The organism is Streptomyces sp. ICC1 (assembly GCF_003287935.1).
Lineage (GTDB): Bacteria > Actinomycetota > Actinomycetes > Streptomycetales > Streptomycetaceae > Streptomyces > Streptomyces tritrimontium.
Genome location: NZ_CP030287.1, coordinates 1,451,354 through 1,471,498, shown reverse-complemented (window position 1 = coordinate 1,471,498; position 20,145 = coordinate 1,451,354). Strand labels below are relative to the sequence as shown.

Sequence of the window (20,145 nt, the reverse complement as noted above, 5' to 3'; positions counted from 1 at the left end):
GGTCCGCGGGCAGGGGACCCGGCGCGGCTCGATCCTGGCTCGAACTCTCCCCACCAGCCGGGCTGGAGGGGAAGCCGAGCCACCCTCCAGTTCGCGGTGAGACCTTTCCTCGCAACCACCGACCCCTTCGGAGGGCCCACCGTGCATCGCACTTTGATCGTCGCCAAGCTGCGGCCGGAGAAGACGGACGACATCGCCAAGATCTTCGGCGAGTCGGACGAATCCGAGCTGCCGCACATGATCGGCGTCTCCCGCCGCACCCTCTTCAAGTTCCACGGCCTGTACTTCCACCTGGTCGAGGCGGACGAGGACATCAACGCGAACCTCTACCGCGCCCGCAGCCACCCGCTCTACGACGACATCAACACCCGTCTCGCGGAGTGCGTCGAGCCGTACGACCCGAACTGGAAAGAGCCGAAGGACGCGATGGCCGACCCCTTCTACATCTGGACCAAGAACGAAGGACGGATCAAGTGACCACCGCCATTTCCCGCACCGTGAAGGTGGCTTCCGACGAGGTCGAGGCCAACACCAAGCGCGGCGGTGACATCCGCGTCACCCTCAGCCCCAAGAGCGTGGGCTGCACCTCCGGATTCGGCGGGGTCATGACCCTCGACCCGGCCGACTGGATCACGGAGCACTACCACCCGTACTCCGAGGAGTTCCTGCACGTCGTCGACGGCACGCTGGAGATGACGCTCGACGGCCAGAAGCTCACCCTCGGCGCCGGCGACTCGCTGCTGGTCCCGATCGGCGTGCGCCACCGCCTGGTCAACGTCGGCGAGACCACGGCCCGCTGCGCCTTCCACCTCTCGCCGCTCGCGCCGAGCCCCGAGTACGGCCACGTCGACACCGAGGTGGCCCAGCGTCCCGAGCAGGCCAACCCCGATGTCGGCGGTGCCAAGTGACCCGACGGGCCGTCATCACCGGCATCGGCACGGTCGTGCCGGGCGGGGTGGGCCGTGAGGCGTTCTGGGGGACGCTGTCCGAGGGACGCACCGCCACCCGGCGGATCTCCCTGTTCAACGCGGGCGCGTTCCGCTCGCAGGTCGCGGCCGAGGTCGACTTCGACCCGGCCGCCTCGGGGCTGACCCCGCGCCAGGTCCGCCGGATGGACCGCGCCGCGCAGTTCGCCGTCGTCTCCGCCCGGGAGGCGGTGGCGGACAGCGGGATCCAGCTCTCCTCGCTGGCCCCCGAGCGGCTCACGGTCTCCATCGGTTCGGCCGTCGGCTGCACGATGGGCCTGGAGGAGGAGTACGTCACCCTCTCCGACAGCGGCCGCAAGTGGCTCGTCGACCACGAGTACGGCGTCCCGCACCTGTACGGCTACATGATCCCCTCCACCCTGGCGGCCGAGGTCGCCTGGGAGGTCGGGGCCGAGGGCCCGGTCGCGCTGGTCTCCACCGGCTGCACCTCGGGCCTGGACTCCATCGGGCACGCCGTCCAGCTCATCGAGGAGGGCTCCGCGGACGTCGCCATCGCCGGCGCCACCGACGCGCCGATCTCGCCGATCACCTCGGCCTGTTTCGACGCGATCAAGGCGACCACGGCGAACAACGACGACCCGGCGCACGCGTCGCGCCCCTTCGACGGGACGCGCGACGGCTTCGTGCTCGCCGAGGGCTCCGCCGTCATGGTCATCGAGGAGCGCGAGGCGGCCATCGCCCGCGGCGCCCGCATCTACGCCGAGATCGTCGGCTTCGCCGGGCGCAGCAACGCGTACCACATGACCGGTCTCAAGCCCGACGGGCGCGAGATGGCCGAGGCCATCGGCGTGGCCCTGAACCAGGCCAAGATCGACCCGACCGCCGTGGGCTACATCAACGCGCACGGCTCGGGCACCCTGCAGAACGACCGGCACGAGACGGCCGCGTTCAAGCGGAGCCTGGGCAGCCACGCCTACGACATCCCGGTCAGCTCCATCAAGTCGATGGTCGGCCACTCGCTGGGCGCCATCGGCTCCATCGAGGTGGCGGCCAGCGCCCTGGCGCTCGACCGGCAGGTCGTCCCGCCCACCGCCAACCTGACGACCAAGGACCCGCTCTGCGATCTGGACTACGTCCCGATCACGGCCCGCGACCACTCCATGGACGTCGTCCTCACCGTCGGCAGCGGCTTCGGCGGCTTCCAGACGGCCATGCTGCTCGCGCGCCCCGGCTCCGCCGCGGCCGCGGCCGGAAGGAGCTGAATGATGGCCCCCTCCCCCGACCACCGCCCCCCGGTGATCACCGGACTCGGGATCTTCGCTCCCACCGGTGTCGGCGTCGAGGCCCACTGGGCCTCGGTGCTCGCCGGGAAGTCGGGGATCGGTCGGATCGGCCGGTTCGACCCGTCGAGCTACCCGGTCCAGCACGCCGGACAGGTACCGGGCTTCAGCGCCCAGGACTCCGTCAAGCCGAACCGGCTCATCTCGCAGACCGACCACTGGACCCATCTCGCACTGGCCGCCAGCGAGGCGGCCCTCGAGGACTCGGGCGCCGATCTGGGCGCCATCCCCGAGTACGAGATGGCCGTCGTCACCTCCTCGTCCTCCGGTGGCACGGAGTTCGGCCAGAAGGAGATGACCGCGCTCTACCAGAACGACCCGGGCTGGGTCGGCGCCTACCAGTCGATCGCCTGGTTCTACGCGGCGACCACCGGCCAGGTGTCCATCAAGCACAAGATGCGCGGCCCGTGCGGAGTGCTCGCGGGCGAGCAGGCCGGCGGACTCGACGCCATCGGCCAGGCCCGGCGCCTGACCCGCAAGGGTTCCCGGCTCGTGGTCACCGGCGGTACGGACGCCTCGCTGTGCCCGTACGCCCTGACCGCGCAGCTGACCAACGGCAAGCTCTCCCGGGTCCCCGACCCGGAGCGCGCCTACGTGCCGTTCGACGCCGACGCCTCCGGCTACCTGCCCGGAGAGGGCGGCGCGATCCTCGTACTGGAGAGCGCCGAGGCCGCCGACGAGCGCGGCGCCACCGCCTACGGGCGGGTCCTCGGCTACGCCTCGGGCTTCGACCCGGCGCCCGAGTCCGAGCGGCCGCGCGCACTGCGCCGCACGGCCGAGGCCGCCATCGCCGACGCCGGCCTCACCCCGGCCGACATCGACGTCGTCTTCGCCGACGCCGCGGGCGTCCCCGCCGACGACCTCGACGAGGCGCGCACCATCACCGCGATCTTCGGCCCCCGGGGCGTCCCGGTCACCGCGCCGAAGACGCTCACCGGCCGGCTGTACGGCGGAGGCGCGCCGCTCGACGTCGCCACCGCCCTGCTGTCGCTGCGCGAGGGCGTGATCCCCCACACCCCCCACGTCCGCACGCTCGCACCCGGCTTCGAGATCGACCTGGTCACGGGAGCCCCCCGGGAGCAGCCCCTGCGCCACGCACTGGTTCTGGCCCGCGGTCACGGAGGCTTCACCTCCGCTCTCGTCCTCGGTCGCTGACCCGGCGCACCTCCCCCCACACGGCCGACACGCCTGAAGACACGAACCGAGCAGACACCACAGAGGAGCACGGAACCGTGGCTGGACACACCGACAACTTCATCGTCATCGACGCCCCCATGGACGTCGTCTGGGACATCACCAACGACGTCCCGAACTGGCCGAACCTGTTCAGCGAGTACGCCAGCGCCGAGGTGATCGAGCGGGAGGGCGACGACACCATCGTCTTCCGCCTGACCATGCACCCGGACGAGGACGGCAACGTCTGGAGCTGGGTCTCGCGCCGCACCGGTGACGCCGCGGCCCGCACGGTTTCTGCCCAGCGCGTGGAGACCGGCCCGTTCGACTACATGCACATCACGTGGGAGTACACGCAGGAGCCCTCGGGCGGCGTGCGGATGCGCTGGATCCAGGACTTCCACATGAAGCCCGAGGCCCCGGCCACGGACAACGCCATGACGGAGTACCTGAACCGCAACACCAAGATCCAGATGGACCTCATCAAGGAACGGGTCGAAGCCCAGGCCCGCGCCCTCGTCCGCTGAGGAGCCGACGGTGCTGACCTTCATCGCTCCGCTGGTCCTGCTGCTCAACGGGCTGGCCGCCGGAGTCCTCTTCGGCACCCAGCTCGGCGGCTTCCCCTACCTGGCCTCGCTGCCCGCCGACCGCTACGTCAACGCGCACGCGTTCTTCGGAACGCGCTACGACCCGGCGATGCCCATCTGCCTGGTCGGCACGATCGCCTGTGACGTGGCGCTGGCGATCGGCGCGCCGGTGGCCGGGGCACGGACCCTGTTCGCCGCGGCGGCGCTGCTCGCCCTGGTCACGGCCGCCATCTCGGTCATCAAGAACGTCCCGGTCAACCGGTGGATGCGCACCCTCGACCCGGACAACCTGCCCGGCGACTTCGCCGAGCGCGACCCCCGCAAGGTCTGGGGTGCCTGGAACCGCCGGCGCAGCTGGCTGACCATCGCCGCGCTCGCCTTGAACTGCACGGCGCTGGGCTTCCTGCTCTGAGGCGTCCCGCTCCGCCGCACCGCTTTCCCTCGATACGCAACTTCACGGAGGAACACCCATGGACCTCGAACTCCGGGGCAAGAAGGCCCTGGTCACCGGCGGCACCCGCGGTGTCGGCCGAGGCGTCGTTCTGGCGCTCGCCCACGCCGGTGTCGACGTCATCACCTGCTACCAGCGCGAAAGCGACTTCGTCACCTCCCTGGAGAACGAGCTGAAGGAGATCGGCGGCACCCACCACGTGCTGCGCGCCGACCTCTCCCAGCCCGAGGAGATCGCGGGCCTGCTCCGGCAGGTCGGCGAGCTGACCGGCGGCCGCCTGGACCTCCTGGTCAACAACGCCGGCGCCATCAGCCACGTCCCGTACAAGGACCTCCCGCTCGACGAGTGGAACCGGATCCTCGCCACCAACATCACCGGCGCCCACCTGGTCATCCAGAACGCGCTGCCGCTGCTCGGCGAGGGCTCCTCCGTCGTCTCGATCGGCTCCCGCGCCGTCGACGCCGGCATCCCGCTGCGCGCGCACTACACCACCACGAAGGCCGCGCTCGTGGGCCTGAACCGCTCGCTGGCCAAGGAGTTCGGCCCGCAGGGCATCCGCTTCAACGTGGTCGCGCTCGGCGTCATCGAGACCGAGAACTTCTTCGCGATGCCGGCCGACCAGCAGAAGCTGATGTCGGAGCGGTACGGCGCGAAGACCGCCCTGGGCCGGCTCGGCACCCCCGACGAGGTGGCCGGCGCCATCCTGTGGCTCGCCAGCGACCTGTCCCGCTACGTCACCGGCAACACGATCGGTGTCGACGGAGGTATCTCCTGATGGCCTTCCGCGTGATGCTCCGCATGGAGATCGAGCCCGGCAAGGAGGCCGACTTCGAGAAGGCCTGGCACGAGGGCACCGATGCGGTCACCGGTCACCCGGCGAACCTCGGCCAGTCCCTCGCCCGCGAGGACGCCCGCACGGCCGGCGACAAGACGATCTTCGTGATCATCAGCGACTGGACGGACGAGCCGCGTTTCCGCGAGTTCGAGGAGAGCCCCGCACACCTCGAACACCGGGCGACCCTGCACCCCTTCCGCAAGGGCGGCTCCTTCCACGTCATGGAGGTGCTCACCACCATCGAGGGCAAGGCTGCGGCCGATGCCCGGTGAGGTGAGGGTCCTGGTCTACCAGGCGGCCTTCGACGAGGAGCAGCTGGCCGCCGTACGGGACGCCTACCACCTGGTCAGCAAGCGGCTCGCGGGGGTTCCCGGCATGCTCGGCAACGAGCTGCTGAGGTCCCCCGGCGACCCGACCGCGCTCGTCGTGGTCAGCCGCTGGGAGTCCATGGCCGCCTTCCAGGTCTGGGAGGAGGGGGCGGAGCACCGCGAGGACACCGCCCCGCTGCGGCCGTTCCGCGACAACCGTACGAGCGCCCCCTTCGCCCTCTACGAGGTCGACGCGGCGTACTGACGGCTTCACGGCCGTACCCCTCGACGCCGCTCGCCCCGGACTCCCGAACCGGCAGCCGGCCCGGAAACGAAAGAGAACCTCCCATGACCAACCGACAGTTGGCCTTCATCGGCCTGGGCAACATGGGCGGCGGCATGGCCGGCCGCCTGGTGGAGTCCGGGTACGCCCTGACCGTCTACAACCGGACCGCCTCCAAGGCGGCCGGACTCGTCGAGGCGGGTGCCAAGCTCGCCGACGCACCCGAGCGCGCCGCCGCCGGACACGACATCGTCGTGCTGAGCCTCTCCGACGAGAAGGCGGTCGAGGAGATCCTGTTCGGCCGGGTGGTGCCCGTACTGGCCCCCGGCACCATCGTCGTCGACACCTCGACGGTCTCGCCGGGCTACGCCCGCGAGGCCGCCGTCCGCCTGGCGGACAAGGGCCTGCGCCGCGTCGAGGCCTGTGTCGTCGGCAACCCGCTCCAGGCCCGCAAGGGCCAGTTGCGCGTGTACGTCTCCGGCGACCCGGCGGACCTCTACGACGCCCGCCCGGTCCTGGAGGCGATAGGCAGCGAGGTCACGCACGTCGGGGCCCCGGGCAACGCGGCCGCCATGAAGCTGATCCTCAACCTCCTGCTCGGCGCGCAGGTCGCCTCGCTCGCCGAGTCCGTCGGCTACGGCGTGGCCGCGGGCCTCGACCGCGACCAGCTGATCAGCGCGATCGCCGGCAGCGGCTTCAGCTCCCTGGTGATGCGCTTCCGCGCCGATCTGATGCTCAAGCGCTCCTACGAGCCGGCCTTCTTCCGCTCCGAGCTGATGGAGAAGGACATCCGGATCGCGCAGGAGGCGGCGGCCGCGCTCGGTGCAGAGCTGCCCGTACTGGACGTCGTACGGAAGCGGTACGCGGCCGTGATCGCCGCGGGCGACGGCGACAAGGACGCGTCCGTGCTCGTGGAATACCAACCGCAGTAGGGAGTGTGAGGCTGTGCTGAGTACCACCCGGAGCACGCTCCGGAACGTCGACGTCCTCGTGGTCGGCGGGGGGCTGGCAGGGCTGTCCACTGCCGTCTTCCTCGCCCAGCAGGGGGTGGACTGCCTGCTCGTCGAGCGGCAGCCCGAGCTCTCCGGGCACCCGCGCGCCCGCGGGGTCCATCCGCGGGCCATGGAGCTGATGCGCTCGGCCGGTGTCGAGCAGGAGATCAGGGCCATGCCCTCGGCGCGCCTTCTCGCCGGGAACTCCGGGGTGGTGACGGCCGGTTCACTGGCCGGGCCGGAACTCGGAACGCTCGACGAGAAGTACGTCATGGACGTGCAGGCCGACATCGGCCTGCTGTCGCCGACGGGCTGGGCGCTGTGCCACCAGGGCGAGCTGGAGGACGTGCTGCGGGGACGCGCCGAGCGGCTCGGCGTGGCCTTGCGGTTCAACACCGAGCTGCTCTCCGTCGATCAGGAGGGGCCCGAGGGCGAGGAGGTCACCGCGTACGTCAGGGACCGCGCCACCGGCGCCGAGCGGGAGATCAAGGCCCGCTACCTCGTCGCGGCGGACGGCGCCCACAGCGGGGTCCGCCAGTCCCTGGGGATCCCCTTCGACGGGGAGGTGCTCGGCCACTACGTGAACGTGCACTTCCGCGCCGACCTGACCGAGCAGTTCGCCGGCCGCCGCTTCCTGATGTGCTACGTGTTCAACGAGCAAGTGCGGGGCGCGCTGATGCCCCTCAACAACACCGACGAGTGGCTGCTGCACCTCGTGTACGACCCGGAGTCGGAGCCGCTGGAGTCCTTCACCCCGCAGCGGTGCGCGGACCTGGTCCGCGCGGCGGCCGGTGTCCCCGGCCTCGCGCCCGAGATCCTCTCCGCCTCCCCGTGGGAGAGCGCGGCCCGCACGGCCTCCTCGTTCCGCGGCGGCCGGGTCTTCCTGGTCGGGGACGCGGCGCACGTGATGCCGCCCAGCGGCGGTTTCGGTTCCAGTACGGGCATCCAGGACGCCCACAACCTGGCCTGGAAGCTCTCCGCCGTCATCGACGGCTGGGCCGACCCGGCCCTGCTGGACAGCTACGACGAGGAGCGCCGCCCGGTCTCCGCCGCGACGGTCGAGCAGGCGGTGCTGCGATCGAAGGACCGGGTGCGCCTGGACGGCCGCGAACAGGAGCCCGCGCACCCCGACATCGTCGAGGACGCCCTGGTCTGGCTCTCCTGGCGGTACAGCTCCTCCGCGGTGACGCCCTGGGACGAGGGCATGCCGGCGGGGCACGGGGTGTGGTCCGCGCAGAACCACGGCCGGCCCGGCAGCCGGGCGCCGCACCTGCGCCTGCTGAAGGGCGGCTCGGAGATCTCCGCCCTGGACCTGTTCGGGGACCGGCCGGTGCTGCTCACGGGCCCCGTCAACGGCCCGTGGCTGGACGCGGCCCGCGCGGTCTCGCACGAACTGGGCGTACCGCTGGCGGTGTACGGAGTCGGCTCGGAACTGACCGACCTCGACGACCGCTGGCCGGAGCTGTACGGGGTGACCGCCCAGGGTGCGGTCCTGGTACGGCCCGACGGGGTGGTCGCCTGGCGTTGCGGCGACGCCCCGGTATTCACCCGCAACACGCTGCGCTCCGCGATGGAGCGCCTGCTGGGAAGGCATGAGGAGCGATGACCCACCGAGTGATCCTGCGTATGGAGATCTTCCCCGAGCTGGCCCGGGACTTCGAGCAGACCTGGTCGGAGATCGGCGAGTCGATCTCCCGCGAGCCGGCGAACCTCGGCCAGACGCTGGTGCGCGACACGGAGGACGAGGGCGTCTACTGGGTCCTCACGGACTGGGAGGACGAACCGCGGTTCCGCGCCTTCGAGCTGAGCGCCCGCCACGTCGTCCACCGCCAGCGGCTGAAGCCGTACCGCAAGGGCGGCGGCATGAACGTGACGGAGATCGTCCGCCACATCGTCCCCGCGTCGGCTGCCTGACGGCGGCCCGCACCGCACGCAAGGACCACCCGGCAGCCTCTCCCCAGGCTGCCGGGTGGTCCCGTATCGGTTGCCCCTGCGCGGCCTTCGCCCGTCGAAGGCCGCCACCGCAGGGGCATCGTGCTGTCCGGCCCGCCGTACGGGACGGGCCCTGCGGGCCGCGCGGTGCGCACTCTCCGGACGCAGGGAGGGCCGAACACCGGGAGGCCGGCCCCGTGGGTACGGGGCCGGCCTCCCGGCACGGTGCGCTGAGGGGCGCGGCCGGTCAGAGCGTAGTCACCCCCGCCGACGTGACGAGCAGCGCCAGGACGGCCAGAACCGTCCGCAGGTGGTGGTAGCTCCGCCACAAGGGGCGCGGGTCCTCCCAGTCCGAGGGGATCGCGGACTCGTCGGTGATCGACTTGACCCGGCGGTTGATCGGCACGTTGCAGAGGTGGGAGACCCCCGAGACCCCCAGCAGCAGCACGGCCGCGGCCCCGAAGAGCAGCCGCGCCGAGCCGTCCGCCAGCACGGCCAGCACGCCGTTGACCAGGGTGCTGCCGAGCACGATGACCGGCATCGTGGGATCCCAGTTCCGGCCCAGCAGCTTGTGCGCGTAGATGTACGTGCCGGCCGGCATCGCGGAGAGCGCCGGTACGACGCTCAGCGCGACGGCGAAGAGCACTCCCGCGGTGACGCCGCTGCCGAGCAGGGCCGCCACGCCCAACGCCTCGATCATGACGCCGGGGCACCCACGGGGTGGGTGTCGACGGTCAGCTGCTGGACACTGCGCATGATCGCCTTGCGGAAGTACTCCGCGAAGTCCTGCGGCGCGGCGGTGTCCCGCTGCTCCGCGAGGAACGGCGCCAGCTTCTCCTCCAGGACGTGGACGCCCTTCTGCGTGGACATGTGCCGGCCGACCGCCGCGAAGTCGCCTTCGTAGTGGATGACCCGGACGATGTTCTCGTCCTTGACGAACACCGCGGTGCCGAGCAGCCGGCCGGCCGCGTCCCCGGTCTCCCCCGCGAAGTCGGGTGTGTCGACCCGCTCGAACGCCGCGAAGATCGCCGCGATCTCGTCCTCGTGGCCGGGCTTGACCTTGTACGTGATGGCTGCGTAGGGCATCAGATTCCTCCGTCGACTTCGATCGTGGTGCCGGTGACGTACGAGGCCGAGTCCCCGGCGAGGTAGAGCACCGCCCCCGCCACGTCCTCCGGTTGCCCGAGGCGCCCCAGCGCGGTCAGCGCGGTGAGCTTGGCGACGAGCGGCGGGGGCATTCCGCCGCCCGGTTCCGTCTCGGTGACCCCGGGCGCGACCAGGTTGACCCTGATCCCGCGCGGCCCGAGCTCCTTGGCGAGCGCGCGCGTGAACCCGACCAGGGCGGCCTTGGAGGTGCTGTAGTGGACGCCGAACGGCCGGCCCCGCAGGGCCACCGAGGCGCCGATGTTCACGATCGCACCGCCCGCGGCGGCGTCCCCCATGGTTTCCAGCACCGCCTGCGTCACCAGGTACGCCGACGTGGCGTTGTGGTCCAGCACGCGGTGCCACTCCGCCTCGGAGAGCTTGCCGAAGGGCACGTGCCCGTCGACCCCGAGGTTGTTGACCAGCACGTCGACCCCGCCGAACCGCTCCGTGGCCGTGGCGGCCAGCAGTCCGGCGCCTTCGCGCGTGGTCAGATCGGCCTGGACGAGCTCGAACTCGGCGCCGAGCTGCTCCAGCTCGACGCCCAGTGCCTTGGCCAGCTCGCCGTCGCTGCGGTACGAGACGACGAGCCGGGCACCGGACCGGGCGAAGGCGAGAGCCGTCGCCCGGCCGATGCCGCGGGTGGCGCCGGTGACGACGACCCGCTTGCCGGCGAAGCCGGCGGGACCCGAAAGAGCGTCGGTCACCGTACGGCTCCGGCCCGCGGAGCCGTACGGATCAGTGCGAGCAGCAGGCGGGGGGTCTCCGCCTCCGCGACCGCGTCGTCGTTCAGCACGATGCCGTACGTACGGTTGATCACGCTGGTGACCTGAAGCAGGGCGAGGGAGTCGTAGCCGAACTCGAGGAACGGGGTGTCCAGGGCCTCATCGCCCTCGAACGCCATTCCCTCCTCCGGCGCTCCGACGCACTCGAGCAGCAGCTCACCGAGTTCGGACAGGGTTATGTCGCTCACGATGATTCCTCTCAGGAGAATCAGTTGGCCCTCGCCAGCAGCGGGATTCCCGAGACACCGGACAGCATCCGGGTTCCCTCCAGGTCGAGCTGCGGCGAGGAGTCGAGGACCGCTCGGTGCAGGTACTCGATGCTGTGTGAGGGGTCGAGCCCCAGACTCTGGTTGAGGGAGGCGCGCAGCTGCCGGTAGACGATCAGTGCGTCACTGCGCCGACCGGCCCGGTACAGCGCGAGCATCAGCTGCTCGTGCAGCGCCTCGTGCAAGGGGTGCCGGGCGGCGAGCCCGGACAGTTCGCCGATGAGCTCATGGTGGCGGCCGAGCCTCAAATCCGCCTCGATTCGGCGGTGAAGCACGCTCATGCGCGATTCGTCGAGGCGGGTGGCCTCGGCTTCGAGGAGCACGCCGCACTGGACGTCGGCCAGCGCCCGCCCGTGCCACAGGGAGAGGGCGCGTCCGAAGTACGCGGACGCCTGCTGCCACTCCCCGTGGTCGAGGGCACGGTGGCCCGCGGAGGACAGCGCGTCGAACTCCTGCGCGTCGATGAGCCCGCCCTGGGTGTCCAGCCGGTAGCCGCCCGGCTCGGTGACCAGGACGCTCTTGGCCCCGCGGGGCAGTCCGGCACCGGCCGGCTCCTCGCGGAGCGCGGCGCCGATGAGGTGGCGGATCTGGAGGATGTACGTCTGCAGGGTGGTCTGCACACTGCGCGGCGGGCTCTCTCCCCATACCTCCTCCACCAGCGAGGCCACCGAGACGACCTGGTCGGCCTGGAGGGCCAGCAGCGCGAAGACCTTGCGCGGCTTGACGGCGGTCAGGTGGAGGGGAACACCGGACTGAGTGGCTCGGAATGGACCGAGCACGCTGATGTCCATGCCTTGAACAGCTCCTCGTGGTTGGGGGGTTGGGATCGCCTCGGTGACGCGTCCTGACGACGCGTCCTGGGGGCGCATCCCGGGGATGCGCCGCACGGCCGCGCCCTGGCGGAGCGGCTCAGCTCGCCGCGGCCCCGAGCGGCGGGGCTTCGGCGAGCGCCGATTCGATGTGCAGTGCCTCCCCGACGAGCCGGGGCAGTTCGTCGCCCCGTACGAAGAAGTGGGCACCCGGCAGGATCCGCATGCGGAACCCCGCTGTCGTGCATTGGGCCCAGGCGCCGACCTCGGCCGGGGAGACCAGCGGGTCCTCCGATCCCGCGAAGGCCCTGACGGGGCAGGGCAACGGGACGACCGGTGCGGACCGCAGACTGCGGGCCAGTCGCAGATCGGCCCGCAGGGTGTCCAGGGTGAGGCTGAGCCAGCCGGGCCGCGCGAGCAGCTCCCGCGGCAGGCTGTCCTCGTCCCCGAGTGCCTTGAGCAGCTCTTTGTCCGGGGCGTCGGGCCGCAGGGCGCGGGCCCCGTCGAGTACGGCGGAGGGCAGTTGGGGTGCGGGACTGGCACCGACCAGCAGCATCAGCGGCGGGCGCCGGCCGGTGCGCACGAGGTGCTCGGCGAACCGGTAGGCGACCATCGCGCCCAGGCTGTGCCCGTAGAAGGCGTAGGGTTCCGGCCCGTCCAGGATCTCCCCGAGGTCTTCGGTGAGCTCCTGGATCAGCTGGTCGCCGTCGGTGACGCGGGGCTCCCGCAGCCGGGACTCCCGGCCGGGCAGCCGTACCGGCAGTACGGAGACCCCGGGGCCGACGGCCCGCTTCCACCCGGCGAAGGTCATGGCGCCGGCGCCGGCGTGGTGGAAGCAGAACAGCCGGATTCCGGCCGGACCGGCCGGCGGACGGACCGCGAGACAACGAGGCATCCGGACTCCCTTCCCAAACTGACCGGGTCCGCGGTCGGCGGCTGGCCGCCTGCGGGATCAGAGAGTCACCGCCGGTCCTCGCCCCCGGCTCAACTGGCGCTGGAGCGCGGGTCGGTGAGCACCGGAAGCAGGGGCAGCACTCCGGAGGACCGGTGGCGGGCGTCGAATCCCGGATCGTAGAGGGCGGCGCTGACCGTGTAGGAGTCGGCCGTCTGCCAGCTGTGGAAGGACCATTCCCAGCCGGTCCCCGGCGTCCCGTCGGGCCGGAGCATCCGTACCCCCTCGTCGTTCGGGCCGAAGCCGAACTCGGTGAAGCGGAAGCGCAGCCCCTGGCCGATGGCCTTGCTGTAGGCCTCTTTGAGGGTCCACAGGCGCACGAGCTCACGGTTGCGCCGCTCCAGCGGCACCTGCTCCAGCGCCTCCAGCTCGTGCGGGGTGCAGGCTTGGCGTTCCGTGCCGAGGTCGAGCATCCTGCGGTCCGTGGACTCGGTGTCCACGCCGATCCGGCCGAACCGGGTCAGGCCCACGACGACCAGGTCGTCGGTGTGGCTGAGGCTGACGTCGAGCTGGTCGATCCCGCGCAGGTGCGGGCGTCCGCCGATCTTGTAGGCGAGTTCCAGTTCGCTGGGCCGCGTGCCCAGTACGGCGCTGGCCGCCGATTTCAACAGCAGCCTGGAGGCGACGAACCGGGCCCGGTTCTGGGCATGGGTCATCCGCCGCATCCGCCGGACGTCGGGGCCCAGGTCGGCGGCCAGGGCGGGGGCGTCCAGGTCCGGCGGCAGCCAATCGCCGACGGCCGCGTAGACGACGCAGGTGCCGCGGGTGGCCATCTCGTGGCGCACCGGCTGCCAGGATTCCGTGGGCCCGCGCTGCCGCAGCGGACGCATCACCGGATGCGAGGGGCCTTCCGTCAGCCGTTCCATCACGCCTCCGTGGGCCGTGTGGGGCTCGTTTGCGCCGCCGCTGGGTTGCTCATGGTCCTACCTCCGGGGTCGTGCGTCAGCTGCCGATCGCGGTCGCGTACAGGTCGTAGCTGCGGGCGTCGTCGAAGCGGTGCAGCAGCTCGGTGAGCAGGCGCTCCTCGCCGAGCGGCAGGGGGCGGGCCGCGGACTGGTCGAGCCGGCCCGCGATCCGGGTCAGCGCCATCGCCACCCACGCGGGGTCCGCGAGGAAGCCGCCGGTCCCGCGCTGGTGGCGCCAGACGCCGAGGCAGGCCGCGCCCGCGGCGATCAGCGCGTACCGGTCGGCCATGGCGTACGCGCGGGGGCTCACCGGACGGCCCGCCGGGTGGTCGGTCAGCGCCGCGCAGGAGTCCAGCAGCCCGCGCAGCTGCTCGGTGAGCGCCGCCGCGGCTTCGGCGAGCGCCTCGCCCAGCGGCCCGCTGACGACGGACGCGTACCGCGCCGAGTGCGCGAGCGAGGCGAGCAGCGCATCACCCTCGGGTGCGGGCACCAGCTCCTCCCGCCGGTACGGGGGAAGGTCGGCGTCGAACGGCCGGAACAGGGCGGCGGGCGCCTCCGCCCCGCAGGACGCGGGCAGCTCCGGCAGCCACAGCAGCTGGGCGATGATCACCGCCCGGCTGGCGGCGGTGCCCGCGCTGCCGAGGCCGATCATCGGCAGGTCGCGGGCCGCCTTCTGGAAGATCCCGTAACTCCCGGTCCTGGCATAGGACTCGGCGCCGAGCACGATCGACAGGTCGTAGATGGCCTCGTTGAGCACGGTCGGCAGGAGGTATTTGGCGACCGCGCCCAGCGTCCGGCTCTCGCCGGGCAGCAGGTGCACCGACCGGGTGGCCACCAGCGAGACGCAGTCGCAGATCAGCAGGTCCGTGAAGGCGTCCACCAGGGCGGTGCGGGTACGGGCCGTGTGCAGCGAGGCCCGGCTGCGGGAGCGGTGCGAGCGTGCGAAGGCCGTCGTCGTGCGCAGCGCGGTGTCGGCGCAGCCCAGTGCCATGGAAAGGCCGGTGCTGCGCGTCAGCGGGAAGGCCCGTTCCGCGAGCCGGGCGCCCGCGCCGGCCGCCCCGACCAGCATCTCGCGGGTGACGTGGTGCCCGTCGAACTCCAGGCCTTGGACCGCGCAGCCGCGGATGCCGACGGTCCGGCGCCGGGGCGTGAGCCCCAGGTTGGCGCCGGCCGGGCTGTCGGGGCCCGGCATCAGGAAGGCGCTCAGCTCTCCCTCCCCGGCGCCCGGGGTGTGCGCGAACAGCAGCAGCGACTGGGCGGAGGCGACTCCGTTGAGGGCCTCCTTGCGGCCGGACAGCAGGTAGCCGTCGCCGTCCGGCCGCGCGCTGAGCCGATTGGCCAGGAAGTCGTTGCCCTGGGCGGGCTCCGGGTAGGCGCACGCCATCCGGCCGCCGCCCAGCAGCAGTTCCGCGGTGTCCCGGCGCTGGTCCGGCGTACCGTCCGCCCAGATGATGACGGACGCCATGTAGGAGTTCAGTCCGTAGCCGAGCCCCAGTGCCGCGTCCCGCCGGAACACGGCGCGCAGCACCCGGGACAGGGCGTCGATCCGGTCGAGCCTGCCCCCGAGCTCCCTGGGAACGAACTCGGCGTTGAGGCCGAAGCCGTCGAGCAGCCGCTCGGCGGCCGGCAGCAGCCGTCCGCGCTCGTCGGCGGCGAGGAACTGCTCCGCGCCCATCGGGTTCCCCGGGTCGTCAAGATCACCGAAGTCGTGTTCGAGTTGCGCGATGCGTTCCTGAACGGCGGCCTCCGAGGAGTCCGCCCTGTTCGCCACCGTCGTCATGGCTGCTCTCCGTCCTCGTGTGCGGCCCGCGGGGTCCTGCTTAACCGGCACGGCTCAAGAGGCCCTCAAGGTCTCCCGGTCAGGCTGGATCCGATCGCCGCCGCCGGGCACCTCCGGCTCGTCTATCGGATGGGGGACGACGGTTCCGTCGGGCATGTAGCGGAGGCGGTACTGACCGGTCGGCAGCCACAGGGTTCCGTAGATCACCAGGGCGTTCCACAGCGGCCGCAGCACCCGTCTGAGCACGATCCCGGCGAACGGGTGTGCTGTTGTGGTGGTACGCGTGCCGGTGGTCGTGCTCGAATCGGGCATGGTCGTGACTTCCCTTCTGACAGCGGGAGGGCACGGTCGTCCCTGCGGCTCGGCGGAGCCTTGAGGATCCCTCGCGCGCGCTCGCGTTCGAGTGGGACTCAAGCAGGGTGTGCTGACATGCAGAGTCGTTCCACGTGCACGAAAGCAGGAGGGGGTCCGGCCGATGTCCCAACACGAGCGCGGCCCGCAGGTGACGGTCATCGAGCGCCTGACGACTCCCCTCGATCCCGCCGTCTTCGAGCGGGAGCTGGTCGCCTACGCCCGCCGACGGGAAACCCACAAGGGCTTCGAGGCCCTGGTGACGGCGGAGTCCATCACCCGTCCCGGTACGTATCTGCACCTCGACCGGTGGAGTTCCCTGGACCGGCTGCTCCAGGTCTCGCACGAGGGCGGGGAGTCGGCCGCCCGGCTGCCCGGGCTCGGCACGTGTACGGCCGCGCACAGCGAACTCATGGTCAGCGCGGGCCGGATGACCGCCCGGGGCAAGCTCGTGGACGCCGCGTGCGTCGTCTTCGTACACGCCGTGCTGGAGGGCGAAGCGGAGCAGTTCGAGCTGGACTTCGGCGCCCTGGTCGGGCAGTGCGTACCGGACACGGGCTTCGGGGGCAGCTGCCTGCTGCGCTCCGCGGCCGATCCGCACGCGTACACCGGGATGCTGTGGTGGCTGGATCCCGAGGGGTGCGAGCAGGTGCGGTCCGGAGCCGGCTACCTGGACCGCCTGACGAAGCTCTCGGCCTCGGCGCAGATCACCGAGGAGCCCGCCCGGCTGCTCTGGGCTGCCTGACCGGCGGCTCGGGCGGATCCCCCGCCGCGCTCCGGCCGCGGTCCGCCCGTACTCCAGCCACTCTCCTGCCGCGCTCCTGCGGCGCTCCTGCGGCGCACGCACCCGACTGCGAGCGCCCTGCTAGGGCGAAGGCGCAGCATCGGACGCATGGATGAGTCCAACGATGCGCAGATCCGGTTCACCGTTCTGCGGGGACGGCCGGACGCCGTGGAACTCGCCGCGCTGACCGCCGTACTGTGCGCCCGTCTGCGGGCCCTCGGGGCGGACGAGGCCGGGGAGAACGGGACCACGGCGCCCACTGTGCCCTGGGGCGGCACGCGCCGCCGCCGCCCGCGCGTCGGGTGGGCCACCCAGACCTGATCCCGGGCCCCTCGCGCGAACGGCGGCCGGAGCACCGGCCGGAGGGTCCCCGTGACGGTCGAGCGTCCTGAGCGAGGGTCGAGCGGCCTTCGAGACGGCGCACCTACGTTCCTGCTCCGGGCGGAGCGGGCACCGAGGCGAAGCGTGCCTGTCGCGCCCACAAGACATTGCCAGGGGGACCCGGAAATGGCCGATCACCACCAAAGTTTCACCGAACTGATGCTCGACAGAACGCGGCAGGCACCCGACCGCGACGCGCTGGTCCTGCTCCCGGAGAGCGACGAGCGCGGCCGCGCCGTCTCGGTGTCGTACCGGGCGCTGGACGCCGCCGCCCGGGAGCTCGCCGGCTGGCTCCAGGAGCGCGGTGCCGCCGGCGAGCGGGTACTGCTGCTCCACGGCTCCCGCCGCCAGTTCGCCGTCTCCTTCCTCGCCTGCCTGTACTCGGGCGCCATAGCCGTCCCGGTCCCGGTGACCGGGGGCCGCGGCCACCACGAGGAGCGGGTCACCGGGATCGTCAAGGAGTCCGCCCCCTGCGCGGTCCTCACCGATGCCGCGCTGGCCCCCGACGTCTCCCGGCTGCTGGCCCTCCAGGGCCACGGCCACGTCCTGTGCCTCGCCGCCGACGCGGTGCCCGGCCACACCGAATGGCGGCTGCCGGACCTCGACCGGGACACGATCGCCTACCTCCAGTACACCTCGGGGTCCACCGGCAGCCCGCGCGGAGTGGTCGTCACCCACGGGAACCTGCTGGCCAACCAGGAGTCGCTGGGCCGGCTGCTGGGCACGGGCCCCGGCGCCCGCATCGGCGGCTGGCTGCCGCTGCACCACGACATGGGCCTGGTCGGACAGCTGCTGCACCCGCTGTGGCTCGGCGGCACCTCGGTGCTGCTGAAGCCGGAGGCCTTCGTCAAACGCCCCGTGCGCTGGCTGGAGGCCGTCAGCCGGTACGGCATCGAGGTCAGCGGCGCCCCCGACTTCGCGTACGAGCTGTGCGTGCGCCGGATCACCGACGAGCAGCTCGACGGTCTCGACCTGTCCCGCTGGCGGGTCGCCGTCTCCGGCGGGGAGCCGGTGAGCCCCCGGACCCTGCGGTCCTTCCACGAGCGGTTCGCCTCCGCCGGGCTCCGCCCCGGAACGATGCGCGCGGCGTACGGCCTCGCGGAGGCCACCCTGATCGTCACGGGGGGCCCCGCACCGGACTCCGGGGCGGACGAAGAGCTCACGGTGGACGCCGAGTCGTTGGAGCAGCACAAGCTGCGCGGTCCGCGCCCGGGCAAACCGGTCCGCACCCTGGTGTCCTGCGGCACGCCCGACACGGCCGCCACGACGGTGCGGATCGTCGACCCCGAGACGCTCGAAGAGGTCCCGGACGGCAAGATCGGTGAGATCTGGGTGGCCGGACCCGGGGTCGCGCAGGGCTACTGGCGCGACCGCGCGGCCACGGCGGAGCGCTTCGAGGCCTCGACGGGCGGCGCGGGCTGCCAGCTGCGGACGGGTGACCTGGGTGTCCTGCACCACGGGAGCCTCCACGTGACCGGCAGGCTGCGGGACATGATCGTGGTCGCCGGACGCAATCTGTACCCACAGGACCTCGAACACGCGGTGCAGCGGATCAGCACCCTCTTCGGCACGGGCACGGCGTTCGCCGTGCCGGCCGAACGCGAACGCGTCGTCGTGGTCCAGGAGCTGCGTACGCACGAGCGCTACGCGCTGGACCTGGAGGCGGTCGCCAAGGACGTACAGCGCTGCCTCGCCGAGGAGTTCGACATCGCGGTGGGCGGGGTCCTGCTGGTGCGTCCCGGCACCGTCCGGCGGACCACCAGCGGGAAGGTGGAGCGGGCTGCGATGCGCCGGCTGTTCCTCAGCGGCGGCATCCAGCCCCTGTACCAGCATCTCGACAAGGAACTGATGGCATCGGCCGGTTCGTCGCGCTAGTCGCGGCCAGTACGGCCATCGAGTCGGAAGGGAGCTGGACGTGAACGCGGATGCACCGGGCGAACCTGACGAGCGGGTCTTCGCAACGTGGCTCGCCGAGCGGATCGGCGGCTACGCACGGCGGGAGGTCCCCCCGGACGAGCCGCTGTCCGAATGGGGGCTCGACTCGGTCGGCCTGCTCGGACTCTACGGTGACATCGAGGAGAGATTCGGCCCGCTGCTGGAACCGGCGGACATCTGGGCCCATCCCACCATCCGCGATCTGGCCCGCTTCCTCGCGATGCGGGAGGGCATGGGGCGGCGCCCCGGACAGGTGCGCGCCGCGTTCGTGTTCACCGGGCAGGGCTCCCAGCACCCGCGGATGACGGCCGCGCTGTACGAGCACCTGTCGGGCTACCGGCACCACCTCGCGGAGGCCGACGCGGCGATCCGCCCCTACCTCGGCATGTCCGTCATCGAGCTGATCCTCGGCGGCGATCCGCGGGTGCACCAGACGGCGCTGACCCAGCCGGCGCTGTTCGCCGTCGAGTACGCGCTGGCGATGACGCTGCTCCGGGAGGAGCAGGTGCGCCCGGTCGCCGTGCTGGGCCACGGCATCGGCGAGATCGCCGCGGCCGCCGTCTCCGGCGCGCTGACGCTGGAGGACGCGGCCCGGCTGGTGTGCTTCCGGGGCATGTACATGCAGTACCTGCCCACCGGGGGCGGGATGATGGCGACCTGCGCCGATCCCTTCGAGGCGGCCGAGGCCGCCGCGAGCGAGCCGGGGGTGTCCATCGGAGCCTTCAACGCGGCGCGGGCCACCGTGCTGTCCGGCGAGATCGAGGGGCTGGAGCGGGTCCGGGACCGGCTGGCCGCGATCGGGATCGCCAGCGCCTTCCTCCAGGTGACCCACGCCTTCCACTCACCGCTGATGGAACCGGTGACCCCGCGCTTCGAGGCGGCCGCCCGGCATCTGGCGGGTGCCGCGCCCCATGTGCCGTACTACTCCACGGTGTACGGGCGCAGGATCGAGGAACCGCTGGACGCCGCGTACTGGACGGCCCAGATCACCTCTCCGGTGCGGTTCGTCGACGCGGCGCGGCAGATGCTCGCCCAGCAGACCCCGAGCCATGTCGTGGAGATCGGCCCCAAGGCCGTGCTGATGCCGTTCCTCCGGCGCATGGCCGGTTCGCGGGGGCCCGAGTGTCTGGCGGTCTGCCGTGGTCCCGAGACGAACGCGGTGGACCTGGCCGGGGTCCTTTCCGCACTCAACGCGGGCCCGCTGGCCCTGGGTTGAGCGCGGCGGGC

At 72.0% G+C, this 20,145-nt stretch carries 25 protein-coding genes; 16 read left to right on the top strand and 9 right to left on the bottom strand.

Annotation, left to right across the window (positions count from 1 at the left end):
* Nucleotides 1–141 precede the first annotated feature (141 nt).
* From DRB96_RS06785 to DRB96_RS06730, 12 genes are all read left to right on the top strand, one after another.
* The gene (locus tag DRB96_RS06785; protein ID WP_112447602.1) at nt 142–477 is read left to right on the top strand and encodes a TcmI family type II polyketide cyclase; all 336 of its coding nucleotides are present in this window, start codon (nt 142–144) and stop codon (nt 475–477) included.
* Nucleotides 474–908 (top strand): cupin domain-containing protein, encoded by a 435-nt coding sequence (locus tag DRB96_RS06780; protein ID WP_112447601.1) that lies wholly within the window; start codon nt 474–476, stop codon nt 906–908. Before DRB96_RS06785 ends, DRB96_RS06780 begins: the two co-directional genes overlap by 4 nt.
* Nucleotides 905–2,188, top strand: a complete 1,284-nt coding sequence (locus DRB96_RS06775) for a beta-ketoacyl-[acyl-carrier-protein] synthase family protein (RefSeq protein ID WP_112447600.1) — start codon at nt 905–907, stop codon at nt 2,186–2,188. Before DRB96_RS06780 ends, DRB96_RS06775 begins: the two co-directional genes overlap by 4 nt.
* The gene (locus tag DRB96_RS06770; protein WP_162688489.1) at nt 2,189–3,421 is read left to right on the top strand and encodes a ketosynthase chain-length factor; all 1,233 of its coding nucleotides are present in this window, start codon (nt 2,189–2,191) and stop codon (nt 3,419–3,421) included. It abuts the gene before it with no gap.
* 77 nt (nt 3,422–3,498) lie between these two features.
* Nucleotides 3,499–3,966 carry an SRPBCC family protein gene (locus tag DRB96_RS06765; RefSeq protein WP_112447599.1) on the top strand — a complete coding sequence of 156 codons (468 nt, stop codon included), beginning with the start codon at nt 3,499–3,501 and terminating at the stop codon, nt 3,964–3,966.
* A gap of 10 nt (nt 3,967–3,976) precedes the next feature.
* Nucleotides 3,977–4,438 carry an anthrone oxygenase family protein gene (locus DRB96_RS06760; RefSeq protein WP_112447598.1) on the top strand — a complete coding sequence of 154 codons (462 nt, stop codon included), beginning with the start codon at nt 3,977–3,979 and terminating at the stop codon, nt 4,436–4,438.
* Between the two features lie 58 nt (nt 4,439–4,496).
* A complete protein-coding gene (locus tag DRB96_RS06755) occupies nt 4,497–5,252 on the top strand; it encodes an SDR family oxidoreductase (RefSeq protein WP_112447597.1) in 756 nt (251 codons plus the stop codon).
* Nucleotides 5,252–5,584: an antibiotic biosynthesis monooxygenase family protein gene (locus DRB96_RS06750; protein ID WP_112447596.1), complete on the top strand. Its 333-nt coding sequence runs from the start codon at nt 5,252–5,254 to the stop codon at nt 5,582–5,584. The genes DRB96_RS06755 and DRB96_RS06750 overlap by 1 nt, the downstream gene beginning before the upstream one ends.
* On the top strand, nt 5,574–5,885 hold the full coding sequence (locus DRB96_RS06745) for an antibiotic biosynthesis monooxygenase family protein (RefSeq protein ID WP_112447595.1): 312 nt from the start codon (nt 5,574–5,576) through the stop codon (nt 5,883–5,885). The genes DRB96_RS06750 and DRB96_RS06745 overlap by 11 nt, the downstream gene beginning before the upstream one ends.
* Before the next feature lie 83 nt (nt 5,886–5,968).
* Nucleotides 5,969–6,835, top strand: a complete 867-nt coding sequence (locus tag DRB96_RS06740) for an NAD(P)-dependent oxidoreductase (RefSeq protein WP_112447594.1) — start codon at nt 5,969–5,971, stop codon at nt 6,833–6,835.
* Nucleotides 6,836–6,848: 13 nt separating this feature from the next.
* Complete coding sequence (locus tag DRB96_RS06735; protein WP_112447593.1) at nt 6,849–8,501, top strand: FAD-dependent monooxygenase; 1,653 nt, start codon at nt 6,849–6,851, stop codon at nt 8,499–8,501.
* Entirely contained in the window at nt 8,498–8,809 is a 312-nt protein-coding gene (locus DRB96_RS06730; protein WP_112447592.1) for an antibiotic biosynthesis monooxygenase family protein, read from the top strand. The genes DRB96_RS06735 and DRB96_RS06730 overlap by 4 nt, the downstream gene beginning before the upstream one ends.
* Nucleotides 8,810–9,074: 265 nt before the next feature.
* On the opposite strand, the gene DRB96_RS06725 is transcribed toward DRB96_RS06730, so the two are convergent.
* The 9 genes from DRB96_RS06725 to DRB96_RS06685 all read right to left on the bottom strand — a co-directional run bounded on the left by DRB96_RS06725 (nt 9,075) and on the right by DRB96_RS06685 (nt 15,779).
* The gene (locus tag DRB96_RS06725) at nt 9,075–9,527 is read right to left on the bottom strand and encodes a DUF1772 domain-containing protein (protein WP_112447591.1); all 453 of its coding nucleotides are present in this window, start codon (nt 9,525–9,527) and stop codon (nt 9,075–9,077) included.
* Nucleotides 9,524–9,913, bottom strand: a complete 390-nt coding sequence (locus DRB96_RS06720; RefSeq protein ID WP_112447590.1) for a SchA/CurD-like domain-containing protein — start codon at nt 9,911–9,913, stop codon at nt 9,524–9,526. Before DRB96_RS06720 ends, DRB96_RS06725 begins: the two co-directional genes overlap by 4 nt.
* Complete coding sequence (locus DRB96_RS06715; protein ID WP_112447589.1) at nt 9,913–10,677, bottom strand: 3-oxoacyl-ACP reductase family protein; 765 nt, start codon at nt 10,675–10,677, stop codon at nt 9,913–9,915. The genes DRB96_RS06720 and DRB96_RS06715 overlap by 1 nt, the downstream gene beginning before the upstream one ends.
* Complete coding sequence (locus DRB96_RS06710; RefSeq protein WP_112447588.1) at nt 10,674–10,943, bottom strand: acyl carrier protein; 270 nt, start codon at nt 10,941–10,943, stop codon at nt 10,674–10,676. The genes DRB96_RS06715 and DRB96_RS06710 overlap by 4 nt, the downstream gene beginning before the upstream one ends.
* A gap of 20 nt (nt 10,944–10,963) precedes the next feature.
* A complete protein-coding gene (locus DRB96_RS06705; protein WP_112447587.1) occupies nt 10,964–11,812 on the bottom strand; it encodes an AfsR/SARP family transcriptional regulator in 849 nt (282 codons plus the stop codon).
* A 118-nt stretch (nt 11,813–11,930) separates the two neighbouring features.
* Nucleotides 11,931–12,725 carry an alpha/beta fold hydrolase gene (locus tag DRB96_RS06700; protein WP_112447586.1) on the bottom strand — a complete coding sequence of 265 codons (795 nt, stop codon included), beginning with the start codon at nt 12,723–12,725 and terminating at the stop codon, nt 11,931–11,933.
* Nucleotides 12,726–12,814: 89 nt separating this feature from the next.
* Nucleotides 12,815–13,648, bottom strand: a complete 834-nt coding sequence (locus DRB96_RS06695) for a 4'-phosphopantetheinyl transferase superfamily protein (protein ID WP_239516041.1) — start codon at nt 13,646–13,648, stop codon at nt 12,815–12,817.
* A 76-nt stretch (nt 13,649–13,724) separates the two neighbouring features.
* Nucleotides 13,725–15,467, bottom strand: a complete 1,743-nt coding sequence (locus DRB96_RS06690; protein WP_112447585.1) for an acyl-CoA dehydrogenase — start codon at nt 15,465–15,467, stop codon at nt 13,725–13,727.
* Nucleotides 15,468–15,521: 54 nt separating this feature from the next.
* Nucleotides 15,522–15,779, bottom strand: a complete 258-nt coding sequence (locus DRB96_RS06685; RefSeq protein WP_112447584.1) for a hypothetical protein — start codon at nt 15,777–15,779, stop codon at nt 15,522–15,524.
* Nucleotides 15,780–15,942: 163 nt separating this feature from the next.
* Between DRB96_RS06685 and DRB96_RS06680 the strand changes: the two genes are divergently transcribed.
* From DRB96_RS06680 to DRB96_RS06665, 4 genes are all read left to right on the top strand, one after another.
* On the top strand, nt 15,943–16,563 hold the full coding sequence (locus tag DRB96_RS06680) for a hypothetical protein (protein ID WP_112447583.1): 621 nt from the start codon (nt 15,943–15,945) through the stop codon (nt 16,561–16,563).
* Between the two features lie 147 nt (nt 16,564–16,710).
* Nucleotides 16,711–16,923 carry an acyl-CoA carboxylase subunit epsilon gene (locus tag DRB96_RS06675; protein WP_112447582.1) on the top strand — a complete coding sequence of 71 codons (213 nt, stop codon included), beginning with the start codon at nt 16,711–16,713 and terminating at the stop codon, nt 16,921–16,923.
* A 186-nt stretch (nt 16,924–17,109) separates the two neighbouring features.
* Nucleotides 17,110–18,858: a fatty acyl-AMP ligase gene (locus DRB96_RS06670; RefSeq protein ID WP_112447581.1), complete on the top strand. Its 1,749-nt coding sequence runs from the start codon at nt 17,110–17,112 to the stop codon at nt 18,856–18,858.
* Between the two features lie 40 nt (nt 18,859–18,898).
* Nucleotides 18,899–20,134, top strand: a complete 1,236-nt coding sequence (locus tag DRB96_RS06665; protein WP_112447580.1) for an acyltransferase domain-containing protein — start codon at nt 18,899–18,901, stop codon at nt 20,132–20,134.
* Nucleotides 20,135–20,145 lie beyond the last annotated feature (11 nt).